We start from the raw sequence: 14,647 nt of genomic DNA, 5'->3' as shown, positions 1-14,647 counted from the left end.
TCAGTCTCCCTTGCTCGAAGAGGCGGGCAGCTGGGCGCCGCCGCCGCCCGTGGGCGCCGCGTTGCGGAAGGTCTCTATGGCCTTGGTGCTGCGCACGCCCACTTCGGTCGTGCCCGTGGCGCCGTGGACAAGGTCTTCCGGGTTGGCGACCATCGCGGCGAGGTTCGAATTGATGGCGCAGCCGAAGTTGCTCGACAGGCCGTTGTTCGGATTGAAGTCGCTGTTCGACGACCAGTCCGGGCAATGCGGCACCGTGGCCTTGGAGCGGACCAGCACGATGCGGGCGCGGCCCTGGCCAAGGTTGCCCTCGGTCGCCGGGGAGCCTTCGCTGAGCATCAGGCCGAAGCGCCCGGCCACCGCCTCGACCGCGCTGCGCGTGGCCGGGTTGCTTTCGGGATCTTCGACATAGATGCGATCGCCATAGCGGGCGCCCATGGCTTCGAACCAGTCCACGAGGCGCGACTGTTCGCCATAGGCAAGGCCGCTGCCGCCGGTGCCGACATCGAGCGAATAGTTGACCTTCTCGACCACCGGCTGATGTGTGGAATACATCGTGCGGTTGGTGGGCATGCCGCCGCAACCGGCCAGCGCGAGGCCGAGCGAAAGGGCGATCGCCCTGCTGAACACGGGGCGGGAAAGCATGCCTGAGCGAGCGAGGCTGGACTTGGTCATCGGTATCACCTTTCTCACTTCAGGCTGAAGCCGGGCTTGGCGCCGGCAGAGGCTGCGGCGTCCTTGCTGCTTTTGGTGTCGGCGCGGGCTTCGCCGCCTACCGCCGGCGCGGCGGGTACGCCGTTCGATTGCGGAGCGGTGCTCGGAGCGGGGCGCTTGTCGTTGCTGGCGCCGTCGCTGGTCATATTGCCAAGCAGGCGTTGCAGGTCGTTCGGTGCGTTGAACCCGTCGGTAGGCAGCTGGATGTTCGAGCCATCGGTCGGGTTGACGAGATAGGGCGTGACGACGATCACCAGTTCGGTCTCGCCGCGCTTGTAGCTGGTCGAGCGGAACAGAGAGCCGAGGATCGGCAGGTCGCCCGCGCCGGGCAGCTTCTGGATCGTGTTCTGCGAGTTGTTGCTCAGCAGGCCCGCGATCATGAAGCTCTGTCCCGAGCCGAGTTCCACCGTGGTCTCGGTGCGACGCACCGTAAGCGCGGGAACCTGGAAGCCGTTAAGCTGGACCGCGCCCTCGCTGGTCAGTTCTGAGACTTCGGGACGCACGCGCATCGAGATGCGGCCATTGGCAAGCACGGTTGGCGAATAGCTGAGCGAGACGCCGTACTTCTTGTAATCGATCGTGATCGTGGTGCTGTTGGTGCCTTGCGCGATCGGGATCGGATATTCGCCGCCCGCTAGGAACTCGGCGCTCTCGCCCGAGAGCGTGGTGAGGTTCGGCTGGGCAAGGGTGGTGGACAGGCCGACGGTCTCTGCCGCGTCGAGCGCGCCAAGGATGTTCAGGCCGAGCATCTTGCCGGCGAAGGCGAGCGTGCTGCCGGTCGTGACGGGGTTGACGTTGCTGCCGGGGATCACCGTACCGTCCGCCAGGGTCCTGGAGACTGAGGTGCCCATGCCGAGCGGGCCGCTCGGCGCGAACTGCTGGTACCAGTTCGAGCGGCCTTGCCCGATGCCGAACTGGAAGCCGCCGGTGCCGTCGATGGTGGTCAGATTGCTCTGCATCGACTTGACCAGCGTGCGGCTGACTTCGGCGATGCGCACTTGCAGGTTGACCTGAAGCGGCGTCGCCATGTGCAGGCGGCTGATGACGTTCGCGTCCTTGCCGACATAGGCCTGGACGAGGCGTTCGGCCTCGGCGGCGTCTTCCGGCGTCTTGACGGTGCCGGTGAGCAGGAACGTGCTGGAACCCATCGTCGAAACACCGATGCGGGCATCGGGCATCGCCAGACGCAGCATCGAATCGACGCTGTCGATGTTCGAGCCGACCCGTACCGTGGCCGACCACACCACCGCACCCGCCGAGTTGCTGGCGTAGACCGTGGTGGTGCCGCCGGCCTTGCCGAACAGGTAGAACTGGTTGCGCGACTTGACCTGCACGTCGGCCACCGCGTCGTTGGCGACGAAGACGTCGGTCATCGCGCCGGGAATGTTGACGAGCTGGCCGTTGCCGATCGAAAGCGAGATGTCCTGCGCGGGGCGGACAACCGACTGGGCGGTGGCCGGAACCGCCAGCGGCACGGCGAGCGGCGAGAGCACGCAAGCGGTACGCAGCAGGGTCTTGAGAAGGCGCGTGTGCATCGGTTGGCCCTTCAACGGGTGAAAGCGATTGGGTTTGGGCGCGAGAGCGTGGAGCGGTGCCATCAGTGGCTGCTCACGGCTTCGACAGAGACGTCCTTGCCGCGGGTCACGCGGACCACGGGGCCAATCGGGCCCGGAGGCGGCCCGCTGGGTGCGGCCGCGGCGGCGGCCATCGGGGCGGCTGGAGCGGCGGTCATCGACGGGCGGCTGGAGCGCTGGAAGCGGGAAACATCGCCGCCGGTCACGTAAGTCGTGTTACCTTCGATCGGCTGGGTCATCGCCTGATGCATCAGCTGATCTTCCTGCGCCTTGGTCGCGCCTTCGGGCACTTTGACCTGACCGGCGGCGAGGATTCGTTCGAAATCGGCCTGATTGTCGGAGATCGAGCGCAGCGAGAGGCTGATCGTGCCGAGTTCCTGCGCGACGGCGACCTTTTCGGCGATGCGCGGGGTGACTTCGAGCGTGACGGTGCTGAAGGCGTGGACCACGGTCTTGCCGTCAACCACATCGTTGTCGGTGGCCTGGTCGGTGGCGAGCACGCGCATGTTGCGCAGGATCGTCTCGGAGGCCTTCAGCGGCTGGCCGCCGTCAGTGCCGGTCACCTGCTGCGTCAGCACTAGATCGACGCGGTCGCCCGGGAAGATGAAGCCGCCGACGCCGGTCTTGGCGGATACGGGGATCGTCACGGCGCGCATGCCCGGCGCAAGGGCGGCGGCAAGGAAGCCGCGATCGCCCGGCGCTACCAGACCGCCCTGGGTGATCGGCTGGCCGGCGGTGATCGGATAGCGGACCACGGTGCCGAGCAGCTTCTGCATGTCGGCCTCGCCCTCGATGAAGTAGGCGTCCTTCACCAGCTCCTTGGGCCAATCCTGATAGGAAACGGAATCGGCGGTGATGATCGTGCCGACCGGGAGCGCCTTCTGGGCAACGAGGACCTTGGGGCCCGTCGCTGCCACGGCAGTGGCGGCGCCGGCCTGGGGCGCTGCTGCGCCGCTGAACATCGACTTGGCGGCAAAGGCGGTGCCGGCTGCAATAAGCAGCGCGATGACCAGCATCACCAGCTTCTTCTTATCCATGGCTAGAAAGCCCCCTGAGTATCCCCGACTAACTCTGTGTACTTTCGGGTAAATTGGTTAAAATCAGGTTCACCCCAACAATGCGCCCGCGTGGACCGCGGAAATCGTGCGGTCCGCCATGACCCAGAGCGCGGCGGCGGCGATGGCGACCCCATAGGGCACCCGCAGCTTCGACTTCTGACGGCGCTGGATATGCGCGAAGGCAAGAGTGAACAGGATGACGATGGCCAGCATGACCAATCCGGCGGTCAGTGCCGGGACGCTGGCGAGAATATCTGGCGCAAGCAGAGGGCGCCCGGTGGCGAGTGCCCAGGCCATGGCTGCGGCCAGCCAGACCCAGCCCGCCGCGCCCAGCCAAGCGGCCAGATCGCGCACGGTTTCGCCCGGGCGGCGCTGCATGTTGCAGGCGGCCATGGCCACCGATGCGCCGCCGCCGACCACGGCCATGAGCACGACCAGCATCAGGAAATGTGCGGGTGCGAACCACAGGGCCAGCGCGGTCAGCAGTTTGACGTCGCCCCCGCCCATCTGGCGGATGACGAAGAGTACGCAGCAGATGACGAATGTGAGTAGCGCAAGGCCGATCTGGAACCCGATCTGGGTCCAGCCGAATCCCATCGACAGCCACCACAACGGCGCCGCGAGCGCGATGCCCGCGTTAAGCGCGTTGTCTATCTCGCGCCGCCGAAGATCGGTGAATGCGGCGACGAGGAGCGCGGTTGCCAATGCGGCCAGCAATGCGTACGAAAAATACGCGCCATGCATGCGTTAGTACCCCCCTTAACGGGGTATGATCTAGCGGGTATCGCTTACCAAAAAGTAACCAGTGCGCTGAGGCTGGAATTAGCCACGTGACGATCGAAACAAGTGAAATTCCGTATCCTTTCAAGATCATGGACGGTCCCGCCCGGGCTCGTCGAGCGATCCCGGCAGGCGTCGTCGAAGGGCGCTGGCTGGCTGCCGACGGCAAGACCGCGATCCGGCGGATCGACTGGCCCGTGCCCGATTCTCCGCGTGGTTCGCTACTGTTCCTGCCGGGGCGCGGCGATGCCTACGAGAAGTGGCTGGAGACTCTGGAGCAATGGCATTCGGAGGGCTGGGCGGTTAGCTCGATCGACTGGCGCGGGCAGGCGCTGAGCGGACGGCTCGGCCGTGACGGCATGACCGGCCATGTCGACGATTTCGCCACCTGGATCGACGATCTTGCGCTGTTCTGGGCCGATTGGGCGCAGCAAAGGCCGGGCCCGCATGTGCTGGTCGGCCATTCGATGGGCGGGCATCTGGCAATGCGCGCGGTGGCCGAACGCCGGGTCGTGCCCGATGCGCTGGTGCTCTCGGCGCCGATGCTGGGGCTCCATCCCACCATGATCCCCACCGCGATACTCCATCCCGTCGCCCGCGCGATCCAGGCGCTGGGCGATTCGCGCCGCCCGGCATGGAAGGGCGACGAGAAGCCCGAACTGATCCCGCAGGCGCGCATGCTGCTGCTGACCCATGACGAATCGCGCTATGCCGATGAGGACTGGTGGCGGCGCCAGCGCCCGGCCATCGCCATGGGCGCGGCAAGCTGGCACTGGGTTGAACGCGCGATCGCCTCGATCCGGGGGCTGGAAACCAAGGGTATTCTCGAATCGGTAGAAGTACCGGTGCTGTTGCTGGGCGTTCGGCACGACGGGCTGGTGTCATGGCCCGCGATTCGCCGTGCCGCCACGCGCCTGCCGCGTGCGAGTCTGGTTTCATGGGGCCGCCGCTGCCGCCACGAGATCCTGCGCGAGGTCGATCCGGTGCGTGACGAAGCGCTTGCCGCGATCCGGGACTTCCTGAACGAGGCCGCGCCGGTTAGGGGGTGAACCCCATGGACACCCGCTATGGATAGGTTCGATATCGTCGTTGTCGGCGCCGGCATGGCCGGTGCCTCGCTTGCCGCGCGACTGGGCGGGCGGGCGACAGTGCTCGTGATCGAGGCGGAGGACCGTCCGGGCTATCACGCCACCGGCCGGTCCGCCGCGTTCTGGACCGAAAGCTACGGCGGCCCCCGCGTGCAGCCGCTCACGGCCGCTTCTGGCCGCGAACTTCACGCACTCGGCATGCTGACGCCGCGCAGTGCCCTGACACTGGGGCGCGTAGGCGAAGAGGCCGAAGTCGAGCATTTCGCGCGGACCTATGCCGCGCTCGGCGTCGACGTCGAAGTGCTGGACCGCGCGGGAATCGAGGCGCGCGTGCCCGGTCTGCGCAGCGGCTGGACGGCGGGCGTGCTGGAGCCGAGCACCTGCGATATCGACGTCGCAGGACTGCATCACCATTACCTTGCCGCCGCGCGCCGCAACGGCGTCGACTTGTGGTGCCGCGCCGGATTGCGCGCGGCCGAGCGGACGCAAACCGGCTGGACGCTGACATTGACCGACGGGCGCACGGTGTCGTGCGCGATTCTCGTGAACGCGGCGGGAGCATGGGCCGATCCGGTGGCGCGCTTGGCGGGCATGCACCCGCTCGGCATCGCCCCGTTCCGGCGCACCGTGGCCCAGCTTGCGATCGGCCGTCCGGTGCCCGCCGATCTGCCGCTGGTGCTCGACTTTGGCGAGACGTTCTATTTCAAGCCCGAGCATGGCCGCCTCTGGCTCAGCCCGCATGACGAGACGCCCAGCCAGCCCTGCGATGCCGCGCCCGAGGAACTGGACGTCGCGCTGGCCATCGACCGATTCGAAAAGGTGGTGGACTGGCCGGTCGAGCGGGTCGAGCACCGCTGGGCAGGCCTGCGCGCTTGCGCGCCTGATCGGCTGCCGGTCTATGGCTTCGACCCGGCAGACCCGGCGTTCTTCTGGTTCGCCGGGCAGGGCGGCTTCGGCATCCAGACCGCGCCTGCGGCCGCTGAGCTTGGCGCGCGGCTGTTATTGGCTGATGCGGGCGGCGATCTGGACCCGGCTCCTTATGCGCCGGATCGCTTCGTTACCGCCTGAACTCAATGGGGCCTGAACTCACTCCGATCCGCTGACATCGTCCACGCGCTCGGTAAGCTTTCGGCCGGGCGCCACGAAGTGCCAGATCAGCAGGACCGGCTCCAGCACCGCCATGCCGATCATGATGCTGATGAGGCGGTGGATGGCGGGCAGGATATGCGCGTCCGCGTAGGAATCGGGCACCAGCACCACCAGCACGGTCAGCGTGAATTGCAGGCCGAGATATGTCACTTGCGGCAGCCCGTTCTCGATATGGCGGCCGATCACGATGCCCAGGCACGTGCCCGCGATCAGCACCGGCGCGCTGCCTTGCGCCACCAATAGCACCACGAGCGCGAGGCTCCCGCCGGCAAGGCAGCCGAGCGTGCGGTGGAACAGCCGGCGCGTGACGGGCACGAAGCCGCTGGCACCGATGCCGTTCACCGGCACGATCATTACCGCCATCACGGTGACCGCCGCCTGCGCCATTTCGGGCAAGTCGAACAGGGCATGGAGCAGCGGCAGCACTGAAATGGCAATCCCTGCCTGCACGGCATGACGCGCCGCATGGGGATGCCAGCGCATCCGGTCCGGACGCGGATGGTGCAGGGCCAGCCACTTCTTGCCCGCAAATGTCGCGGTGACGAGGCTGACGATCACGCAGGCGACAGTGCCCGCGATCACTTCCAGCAGCCGCGTCTGCGCGAACTGGATGGTATCGAGCGTGGGATGCTCCAGCCGGTCGAGCAACACCATTTCGAAGGTCAGGCCGAACAGCAGCCAGGCATAGGCGCGCCGCGCGGTCAGCATGCCGTAGAGCCCCAGCGCGCCGACCAGCGCCGCGCTCACCATCGCCAGCGGCAACGACCGCGCCGCCCACGGCACTACGAGCAGCGCCAACCCCGATCCCAGCGCGGTGCCGACGATACGCAGCACGCCGCGCAGCATCGTTTCCGAAGCCTCGCTCTTGAGCAGGACGAATGCGGTGAATGCGGCCCAGCCCACCATCGTCGCGCCGATCAGATGCGCGATGACGATGGCCAGCATGACCGAGGCGACGCAGGCCCATTCGTCGGCCATGCGCGGGCCGGGCGTTACCAGCGCGCGGGCTTCGTCCCTGAACCGCTGCCGGAACGCGGGGAGCGCGCCCAAACGGTCAGCCCTGCTTGCCGGCGGCCACCGCCGCGTCGCTCGCCAGCTTGTCCACGCGCTCGTTCTCGGTATGGCCGGAGTGGCCGCGCACCCATTGCCAATCGACCGCGTGACGGCCCGCAGCCTCGATCAGCTCGTGCCAGAGATCGGCATTGCGCACTGGCTGCTTGCTGGCATTGACCCAGCCCTTCTTCTTCCAGCCGTGGACCCACTTGGTGATCCCGTCGATCACGTACTTGCTGTCGGTATGGAGCGTGACTTCGCAAGGCTCGGTCAGCGCATTGAGCGCCTTGATGACGGCGGTCATCTCCATGCGGTTGTTGGTGGTGTCAGGCTCGCCGCCCGACATTTCCTTTTCGTGCACGCCCATGCGCAGCAAAACGCCCCAGCCCCCGGGGCCGGGATTGCCCTTGCAGGCGCCGTCGGTGAAAATGTCCACTTTCTTCATGCGCCGAAGATACCGTCATTGGCCGGATCGGCATAGAATTCGAGGCGACGTGCGAAAGCCATCGGGTCCTTGGGAGTGACGAGCGCGTCGGCGGGCGTGTTCAGCCAGTCGTAAGCGCGGGTGGACAGGAAGCGGACGGCGGCGCCGCGTGCGAGCACGGGCAGGGCGGCGCGCTCTGCCGGAGACAGCGGGCGGACGCTCTCATAGCCCTCGATCAATGCGGCCGAGAGTTCGGCATCGAACCGGGTGCCGTCGTTGGAGAAGCACCACGCCGCGTGGGTGACCGCCACGTCGTAAGCCAGCAGGTCGGTGCAGGCGAAGTAGAAGTCGATCAGGCCGGTGACCTTGTCGCCCAGCATCAGCACGTTGTCCGGGAACAGGTCCGCGTGGATCACGCCCTGCGGCAGGCCCTGCGGCCAGCAGTCGGCAAGGATCGGCAATTCGCGCTCCACCAGCGCGGCAAGGTCGGCGTCGATCGAGGCCAGCCCGTCATGCCCGCAGTCGCCCAGAAGCTGTTGCCATGCCGGAAGGTCCAGCGAGTTGGCGCGGTTCATCGGGAAGTCTGCCGAGGCAAGGTGGACTTGCGCCAGCGCCGCACCCACTGCGCGGGCCTGCCCCACCGTGGGTTCCGAGACGGAAACGCCGGGCAGGTACTCGATCAGCGCGAGTGCTTTCTTGCCTTCCGGCGTGTCGATCAGGCGGTGGCTGGCGCCGTCGCGATCATGCATGGTGCGCGGCACCGGACAGCCGCGTGCGGCCAGATGGTCCAGCAGATCGAGGAAGAACGGCAGCTCGGCTACTTCCGTGCGGCTTTCATAGACCGTCAGGATGAAGCGGCGCGATACGTCGCCCTGTTGCGTTTCGAGCAGCCAGTTGCTGTTGGAAACGCCCTCGGCAATGCCCTTTGCGGAGACGAGCGTGCCGACCTCGAAGGCATCGACAATCGTGGCGATATCCTCGGCGCCGAGCCGGGTATAGACTGCCATTTGGGTAGAATCCTCAGCGTGCGAGCTGGCGGGGCAGCTTGAAAGTGATGGTCTCCTCGGCCGTGACCACCTGTTCGGTCGAGACCTCGCGCAGTTCCCTGATCCGCGCGACCACTTCGTTGACCAGTTCCTCGGGCGCGGAGGCCCCGGCAGTGAGGCCGACGCTCGCGATACCGTCGAACCACGTTGGATCGATATCGGTGGCGCGCTGGATCATCCGGCCGATCGAGCCCGAACGCTCGGCCACTTCGACAAGGCGTAGCGAGTTCGAGCTCTTGGGTGAACCGATCACCAGCACCAGCTCGCATTGCGGGGCGATCTGCTTGACTGCCGCCTGCCGGTTGGAGGTGGCGTAGCAGATATCCTCCGCCTTGGGGGCGACGACTTGCGGGAAGCGCGCGTGCAGGGCGGCGATGATCGCGGCGGTATCGTCGACCGAGAGCGTGGTCTGCGAAAGATAGGCAAGCTCGACATCGCCGGGGACTTGCAGCGTCGCCACGTCCTCCACCGTTTCCACCAGCGTCATGTTGCCTTCGGGAACTTGACCGAACGTGCCGATCACCTCGGGATGGCCGGCGTGGCCGATGAACAGGATATGGCGGCCCTCGGCAATCTGGCGCTCGGCCTGGCGGTGCACCTTGCTGACCAGCGGACAGGTGGCATCGAGCCAGTCGAGCCCGCGCGCAGTCGCCTCGGCGGGGACCGACTTCGGCACGCCGTGGGCGGAGAAGATCACCGGCACGCCGTCCGGCACCTGATCCACGCGTTCAACGAAGACGGCGCCCTTGGCCTTGAGGCTATCGACCACGAACTTGTTGTGCACGATCTCATGGCGCACGTAGACCGGAGCGCCATAGATCTCCAGCGCGCGCTCGACGATCTCGATGGCGCGGTCCACCCCGGCGCAGAAACCGCGCGGAGCGGCGATCAGGAGGCGCAGGGGCAGCAGGCGCATGGGCGGCTTCTCTTCGGCTGGAAGCTTCTTCTCGGGTGGAAAGGGCGCGTTCATGAATGGGCCTCTAGCGCTTTGCTGCGCGCGCCGCTAGGGCAAGCGCACGCCACTCGAGGGATGTCACGATGAATGCACGCCGCCTGACCGCTACCGTCCTCTGCTCCGCCGCCGCGGCTGCCGCGCTCAGCGGTTGTGCAAAGAAGGGCGATATCGTGGTCGATTCGGGGGTTGGCATCACGGCGGTGCGCACGGCGTGCCCGGCGGTCGGCATTCCTGACTACACCGGCGACATCACGCTGTTCCGCGTGCCGAATGACAAGACGGCGGCGAATATCGACGTCGTCGCGGCGATGACCAATGTGCGCAGCCAGTGCAGCGACCAGAACGGCGCGCAGGCCAACGACAAGGTGAGCGCGCAGGTCAGCTTCGACGTTCTCGCCCGCCGCACCGATACACAGAGCGCGCGCCAGATCACGCTGCCGATCTTCGTCAGCGTGTTGCAGGGCGGTTCGGCGGTCGTTTCCAAGCGCGTCGGCCAGGTGCAGGTGAACTTCGCCGCGGGTCAGGACCGTGCGCAGGCGCACGGCGTCGGCACGGCCTATATCGACCGCGCTTCCGCGACGCTGCCCGCCGACATCCGCCAGCGCATCACCCGCCCGCGCAAGGCCGGCGGTGAGGACGCAGCAGTCGATCCGCTGTCGCAGCCCGACGTGAAGACCGCTGTGGCGCGCGCAAGCTTCGAAGTGCTGGTGGGCTTTCAGCTCGATGAGAGCCAGCTGGCGTATAACGCCACGCGTTGAGCGGTGGGGGCGCTTTACTCCATAGGCTGGCTTTGCCTGGCTAGATTAGGCTGTCAGCACTTCAAGTGATGTCTGCGACCTTTTTCAGGGCCTGAAGGGCTTGGTTTGCCGCATCTCTCCGCTCTGCCGAACTTGAGCTGACGCGCTGGTATTCAGGCGACTCCTTCAGCGCCTGTGCTTGTTCCGAAAGTTGGACACCTCGAAAAACCGCTGGCGCCTAGCGGCTTGAGCTGATTCACTGCCTTTGCACGACGGTGGAGGCGATGATGGCGGGACAGCCGAGTTTCTTCGATCTTTCGGACCGATACGAGGCGTTGAGCGCGGCAGGCGATCCACTTGAACGGCTTGCGACTGTCGTCGACTTCGAGGTTTTCCGCGGTCCGTTGGTAGCAGCACTGCGGCGGAGTGTCCGCGGCAAGGGCGGCAGGCCGCCGTTCGATCCGGTCCTCATGTTCAAGATCCTGGTACTGCAGGCGCTCTACTCGCTGTCTGACGAGGCCACCGAGTTCCAGATTAAGGATCGCTTGTCGTTCCAGCGCTTCCTAGGGCTCGGGCTCGACGGCACGGTGCCGGACGCAACGACGGTGTGGCTGTTCCGCGAGAGGCTGGTCAAGGCCAAGGCGATCGACAGGCTGTTCGCTCGCTTCGATGCCGCGCTCACCGAGCGGGGCTATCTCGCCATGGGTGGGCAGATCATCGACGCCACGGTCGTGCCGGCACCCAAGCAGAGGAACACCGAGGCCGAGAAGATGGCGATCAAGGATGGCCGAGTGCCCGAGGACTGGAAGCCGGCCAAGATCAGGCAGAAGGATCGCGATGCGCGCTGGAGCGTCAAGTACACCAAGGCCAAGGTGAAGGAGGGCGCTGATCCCAAGGCAGCGAAGCCGGTTGACCTCGCTATCCCGATGTTCGGTTACAAGAATCACATCGGCATCGACCGCGCTCATGGCCTCATCCGCACCTGGGACGCGAGCGCCGCCAATGCCCACGACGGCGCGCGGCTGCCTGAGGTGGTCAGCAAGGACAACACCGGCTCGGGCGTTTGGGCCGACACCGCCTACCGGTCCAAGAAGAACGAGGCCTTCCTCGCCAAGGGCATGTTCACCAGCCACATCCATCAGAAGAAGCCGCCACGTCGGCCGATGCCCGAGCGCATCGCCAGGGCCAATGCGAAGCGCTCCGCCGTGCGCTCAGCAGTCGAGCACGTGTTTGCCGGCCAGAAACACCGCATGCGGCTTGTCGTTCGCACCATCGGCATCGCCCGCGCCCGCATCAAAATCGGAATGGCGAACCTCGCCTATAATTTCCAACGCCTCGCCTGGCTTGAGGGGCGAACTGCGCCCGCGTGACGCCGAAAACCGGCCTTAAGGCCGTCCATCACCCGAAAATCACAAGATCAGGAGGACGAAACAGAGGCCCACCGGGCCCTCCCGCGCCGTCACGTCAAAATCATGCCGATTTCAGACAGTTCTTCGAGGTATCCAGTTGCTTTGCTCTGGCTAGAAGAGCGGAGGCGGGCGCGGTGATGTGGTGCGCATTCTCTTCTGGCGATTGGCCGCCGGAGCTGTTGGCGTATGTCATTGGCCGTGCTTTGGCTTCGGCGCGCAGACGTTCAGCTTCCGCGAGAAGCTTCTTGGCTTGATTGTACAAGTCACCGCGACGGCGGTCTTGAGGCGTATTAGTATCGTTTGCGTGCTCTCTCAGATCTTGCAAAGTTTTTGACAAATCTGATTGTGCTTTCTTCATGGCATTGCGCCATCGAATGATCTGGGCCAAAGCGATTGTTAGAGCGAGCAATAGAATTGTCGTTTTAAGGAAGTGCCAGGTGCCTTGTGTGTTCTCCCGATTTACCATCCTGACCAAGGGCGCTACAGCGAAGACAAAGGTGGCGGCGAATTTGCCGTTCTTTGCAAGCTTTCCTGCTTGTCGCATGAAGAATTGCCCTGCTCTTTAAATTGAGGCGTCACAATCCGCGGCGGATGAGAATATTTTCTTAATTGCGAGTGCTCGGTCGATAATCTTGCACCAGACCTCTAAAGTTAGCGATCCGATCGGGCGATGGCAGCCGGTTAAGGGATGGGATGTTCCATCATCGTCGTTTCGATCGCCTCTCGCGCATGGCGGGCGATGCTTTTACGGTCGGCGCGCTGGTTGCCGGTGAGCGGCGGCAGGAAATGCAGCGTGAGATGAAGCGGCTTCCAGCGCGCAAGGATGCGCAAGGCGTTGTCCAGCCCGGGCTCCTCGCCGACCCACGCCATGTTCGCCACTTGCGGGCCGTAATCGAGCCAGACCGGCTGGATCGCCATCCGGTCGTCGTGCGCTTCCACGGCCGAAAGCAGCGAGGACTTGAAGGGCAGCAGTCCGGTGCCGTCGCTGGTGGTGCCTTCGGGGAAGATCGTCAGGCAGCCGGAATCGGCCATGGCGCGGCGCACCTGTTCGACCTGGGCGGCGACGCTGCGGCGTTCGTGCCGGGCGACGAAGACCGTGCCGTTGAGTTCGCAGAGCCAGCGCAAAGCGCCGATCCCCGCCAGCCCGTCATGCGCGACGAAGGCCGTGCCGGTGGCGCCGGCCAGCGCGGGAATGTCCAGCCATGACACGTGGTTGGCCAGCAGGATGCCGCGCCGCAGGGGCTTTGCGCCGCGCATTTCCACGCGCAGACCGGCAATCGTGCCGATCGTGCGCAGGAACAGCGGCGGCACCGGATTGGCGCGCGTGAACGGGGCTAGCAGGTAGTACGCGGCAAGACTGACGAGCAGGGCTGCGAGCAGCGCAGCCAGCCGGACGGTGACAAGTGGCCATTGCCAGAACGCAATGCGCCCGGACGGCAAGGTCGGCGCCATCCCGTTCACCTTGGTCGGTTCACCTGTGTCCGCTCACGTAAGCGCGCTCACTTGCGGGTTTCGCCGTCCTCGCGCTCGATCCGCACGCCGAACAGTTCCATGCGGTGATCGACGAGACGGAAGCCAAGGCGTTCGGCCACCTGGCGCTGGAGCGCTTCGAGTTCGGGATCGACGAATTCGATGACCGCGCCGCTCTCGACGTCGATCATGTGGTCGTGGTGGGCTTCGGGCGCAGCTTCATAGCGGGCGCGGCCGTCGCCGAAATCGTGGCGGTCAAGAATGCCCGCTTCCTCGAACAGGCGCACGGTGCGGTAGACCGTCGCGATCGAGATGCCGGGGTCCAGTGCGGACGCGCGCTGGTGCAGCTTCTCCACATCGGGGTGGTCGGTGCTCTCGGACAGGACCTTGGCGATCACCCGACGTTGTTCGGTGATACGCAGGCCGCGTTCGGCGCAGAGAGCTTCGATGTCGATGGGTTGGTGCACGTTTGACCTGTATCAATGAAAAGAGGCGCACCTGCTATTTAGGCTGGTGCGCCTCCAATCACAACCTTTGGCGCCGTTGGACTACCCGGCTTTCCGCAGTTTGGACCCCTTGGCGCGCAAGTTATGCGCCGCGAAGGGGCTGCGAGCGGGTGTCGGGCCGGCGCCTGGCGCTACCGTTCAGGCAGCGGCAGTCTTGGGCTTGCGGCCGCGGCGTGCGTTGGGCTTGCGGCCCAGGCCGATCTTCTTGGCCAGTTCGCGACGCTTTTCGGCGTAGTTGGGGGCAACCATCGGATAGTCGGCGGGCAGGTTCCAGCGCGCGCGATACTCGTCCGGGGTCATGTTGTAGTGCGTCATGAGGTGACGCTTCAGCATCTTGAGCTTCTTGCCGTCTTCAAGGCACACGATGTAGTCGGGCTTGACCGAGGCGCGCACCGAAACGGCGGGCTCGGGCTTTTCTTCCTCAACTACGGGCGTGGTGCCGAGACCGGCAAGAGCGCCATAGACATTGGTGATCAGCGAGGGCAGGTCCTCGACGCCGACGCTGTTGTTGCTGACATGTGCGGCGACAATGTCGGACGTGAGCGTGATCAGCGTCTCGTTGGCGTCAGCCTGGATAGTGTCCATCTTCTTACGACCTCTTATTTTTACGCGACCTTTAGGAGCGGAATCGGTTTGCATTTCACGAGGCCGCGGGTCGCCCTTGAACCACTTTTTCGGGAAACACAA

At 65.5% G+C, this 14,647-nt stretch carries 16 protein-coding genes; 4 read left to right on the top strand and 12 right to left on the bottom strand.

Annotated features, from left to right (window positions below; translation table 11 throughout):
* The 4 genes from AC1VVK_RS04685 to AC1VVK_RS04670 all read right to left on the bottom strand — a co-directional run bounded on the left by AC1VVK_RS04685 (nt 1) and on the right by AC1VVK_RS04670 (nt 4,087).
* Nucleotides 1-672: a CpaD family pilus assembly protein gene (locus AC1VVK_RS04685; RefSeq protein WP_482904572.1), complete on the bottom strand. Its 672-nt coding sequence runs from the start codon at nt 670-672 to the stop codon at nt 1-3.
* Nucleotides 673-686: 14 nt separating this feature from the next.
* A complete protein-coding gene (locus AC1VVK_RS04680; protein ID WP_482904571.1) occupies nt 687-2,246 on the bottom strand; it encodes a type II and III secretion system protein family protein in 1,560 nt (519 codons plus the stop codon).
* A 62-nt stretch (nt 2,247-2,308) separates the two neighbouring features.
* Entirely contained in the window at nt 2,309-3,322 is a 1,014-nt protein-coding gene (gene cpaB / locus AC1VVK_RS04675; protein ID WP_482904570.1) for a Flp pilus assembly protein CpaB, read from the bottom strand.
* Between the two features lie 69 nt (nt 3,323-3,391).
* Nucleotides 3,392-4,087 (bottom strand): A24 family peptidase, encoded by a 696-nt coding sequence (locus AC1VVK_RS04670; RefSeq protein WP_482904569.1) that lies wholly within the window; start codon nt 4,085-4,087, stop codon nt 3,392-3,394.
* A 128-nt stretch (nt 4,088-4,215) separates the two neighbouring features.
* Here AC1VVK_RS04670 and AC1VVK_RS04665 point away from each other — a divergent pair, with 128 nt between their 5' ends.
* Nucleotides 4,216-5,172: an alpha/beta hydrolase gene (locus AC1VVK_RS04665; RefSeq protein ID WP_482905117.1), complete on the top strand. Its 957-nt coding sequence runs from the start codon at nt 4,216-4,218 to the stop codon at nt 5,170-5,172.
* A gap of 18 nt (nt 5,173-5,190) precedes the next feature.
* Nucleotides 5,191-6,279, top strand: coding sequence for an NAD(P)/FAD-dependent oxidoreductase (locus tag AC1VVK_RS04660; protein ID WP_482904568.1), 1,089 nt, complete (start codon nt 5,191-5,193; stop codon nt 6,277-6,279).
* 18 nt (nt 6,280-6,297) lie between these two features.
* Here AC1VVK_RS04660 and AC1VVK_RS04655 read toward each other — a convergent pair whose 3' ends face one another.
* From AC1VVK_RS04655 to ispH, 4 genes are read right to left on the bottom strand one after another with little or no spacing between them, the layout of a single operon-like run.
* On the bottom strand, nt 6,298-7,410 hold the full coding sequence (locus tag AC1VVK_RS04655; protein ID WP_482904567.1) for an FUSC family protein: 1,113 nt from the start codon (nt 7,408-7,410) through the stop codon (nt 6,298-6,300).
* Between the two features lie 4 nt (nt 7,411-7,414).
* The gene (gene rnhA / locus AC1VVK_RS04650) at nt 7,415-7,858 is read right to left on the bottom strand and encodes a ribonuclease HI (RefSeq protein ID WP_482904566.1); all 444 of its coding nucleotides are present in this window, start codon (nt 7,856-7,858) and stop codon (nt 7,415-7,417) included.
* Nucleotides 7,855-8,844 (bottom strand): homoserine kinase, encoded by a 990-nt coding sequence (gene thrB, locus AC1VVK_RS04645; RefSeq protein ID WP_482904565.1) that lies wholly within the window; start codon nt 8,842-8,844, stop codon nt 7,855-7,857. The genes rnhA and thrB overlap by 4 nt, the downstream gene beginning before the upstream one ends.
* A gap of 13 nt (nt 8,845-8,857) precedes the next feature.
* Entirely contained in the window at nt 8,858-9,853 is a 996-nt protein-coding gene (ispH, locus tag AC1VVK_RS04640; RefSeq protein ID WP_482904564.1) for a 4-hydroxy-3-methylbut-2-enyl diphosphate reductase, read from the bottom strand.
* A 68-nt stretch (nt 9,854-9,921) separates the two neighbouring features.
* On the opposite strand from ispH, the gene AC1VVK_RS04635 reads away from it, so the two are divergent.
* Both AC1VVK_RS04635 and AC1VVK_RS04630 read left to right on the top strand, forming a co-directional pair.
* Nucleotides 9,922-10,596, top strand: a complete 675-nt coding sequence (locus AC1VVK_RS04635; protein ID WP_132386482.1) for a hypothetical protein — start codon at nt 9,922-9,924, stop codon at nt 10,594-10,596.
* 266 nt (nt 10,597-10,862) lie between these two features.
* Nucleotides 10,863-11,945: an IS5 family transposase gene (locus AC1VVK_RS04630; protein WP_482905110.1), complete on the top strand. Its 1,083-nt coding sequence runs from the start codon at nt 10,863-10,865 to the stop codon at nt 11,943-11,945.
* Nucleotides 11,946-12,045: 100 nt separating this feature from the next.
* Here AC1VVK_RS04630 and AC1VVK_RS04625 read toward each other — a convergent pair whose 3' ends face one another.
* The 4 genes from AC1VVK_RS04625 to AC1VVK_RS04610 form a co-directional block, all read right to left on the bottom strand.
* Entirely contained in the window at nt 12,046-12,528 is a 483-nt protein-coding gene (locus AC1VVK_RS04625; protein ID WP_482904563.1) for a hypothetical protein, read from the bottom strand.
* Between the two features lie 137 nt (nt 12,529-12,665).
* A complete protein-coding gene (locus AC1VVK_RS04620) occupies nt 12,666-13,436 on the bottom strand; it encodes a lysophospholipid acyltransferase family protein (RefSeq protein WP_482904562.1) in 771 nt (256 codons plus the stop codon).
* Nucleotides 13,437-13,483: 47 nt separating this feature from the next.
* The gene (locus tag AC1VVK_RS04615) at nt 13,484-13,921 is read right to left on the bottom strand and encodes a Fur family transcriptional regulator (protein WP_132386478.1); all 438 of its coding nucleotides are present in this window, start codon (nt 13,919-13,921) and stop codon (nt 13,484-13,486) included.
* A gap of 177 nt (nt 13,922-14,098) precedes the next feature.
* Nucleotides 14,099-14,545, bottom strand: coding sequence for a Ros/MucR family transcriptional regulator (locus tag AC1VVK_RS04610; RefSeq protein ID WP_132386476.1), 447 nt, complete (start codon nt 14,543-14,545; stop codon nt 14,099-14,101).
* Nucleotides 14,546-14,647: the final 102 nt, after the last annotated feature.

It is taken from the genome of Novosphingobium sp. BL-S-32 (assembly GCF_056857055.1).
Note: the sequence above shows the minus strand (reverse complement) of the source record. Positions and strands in the feature narration are given on the sequence as shown.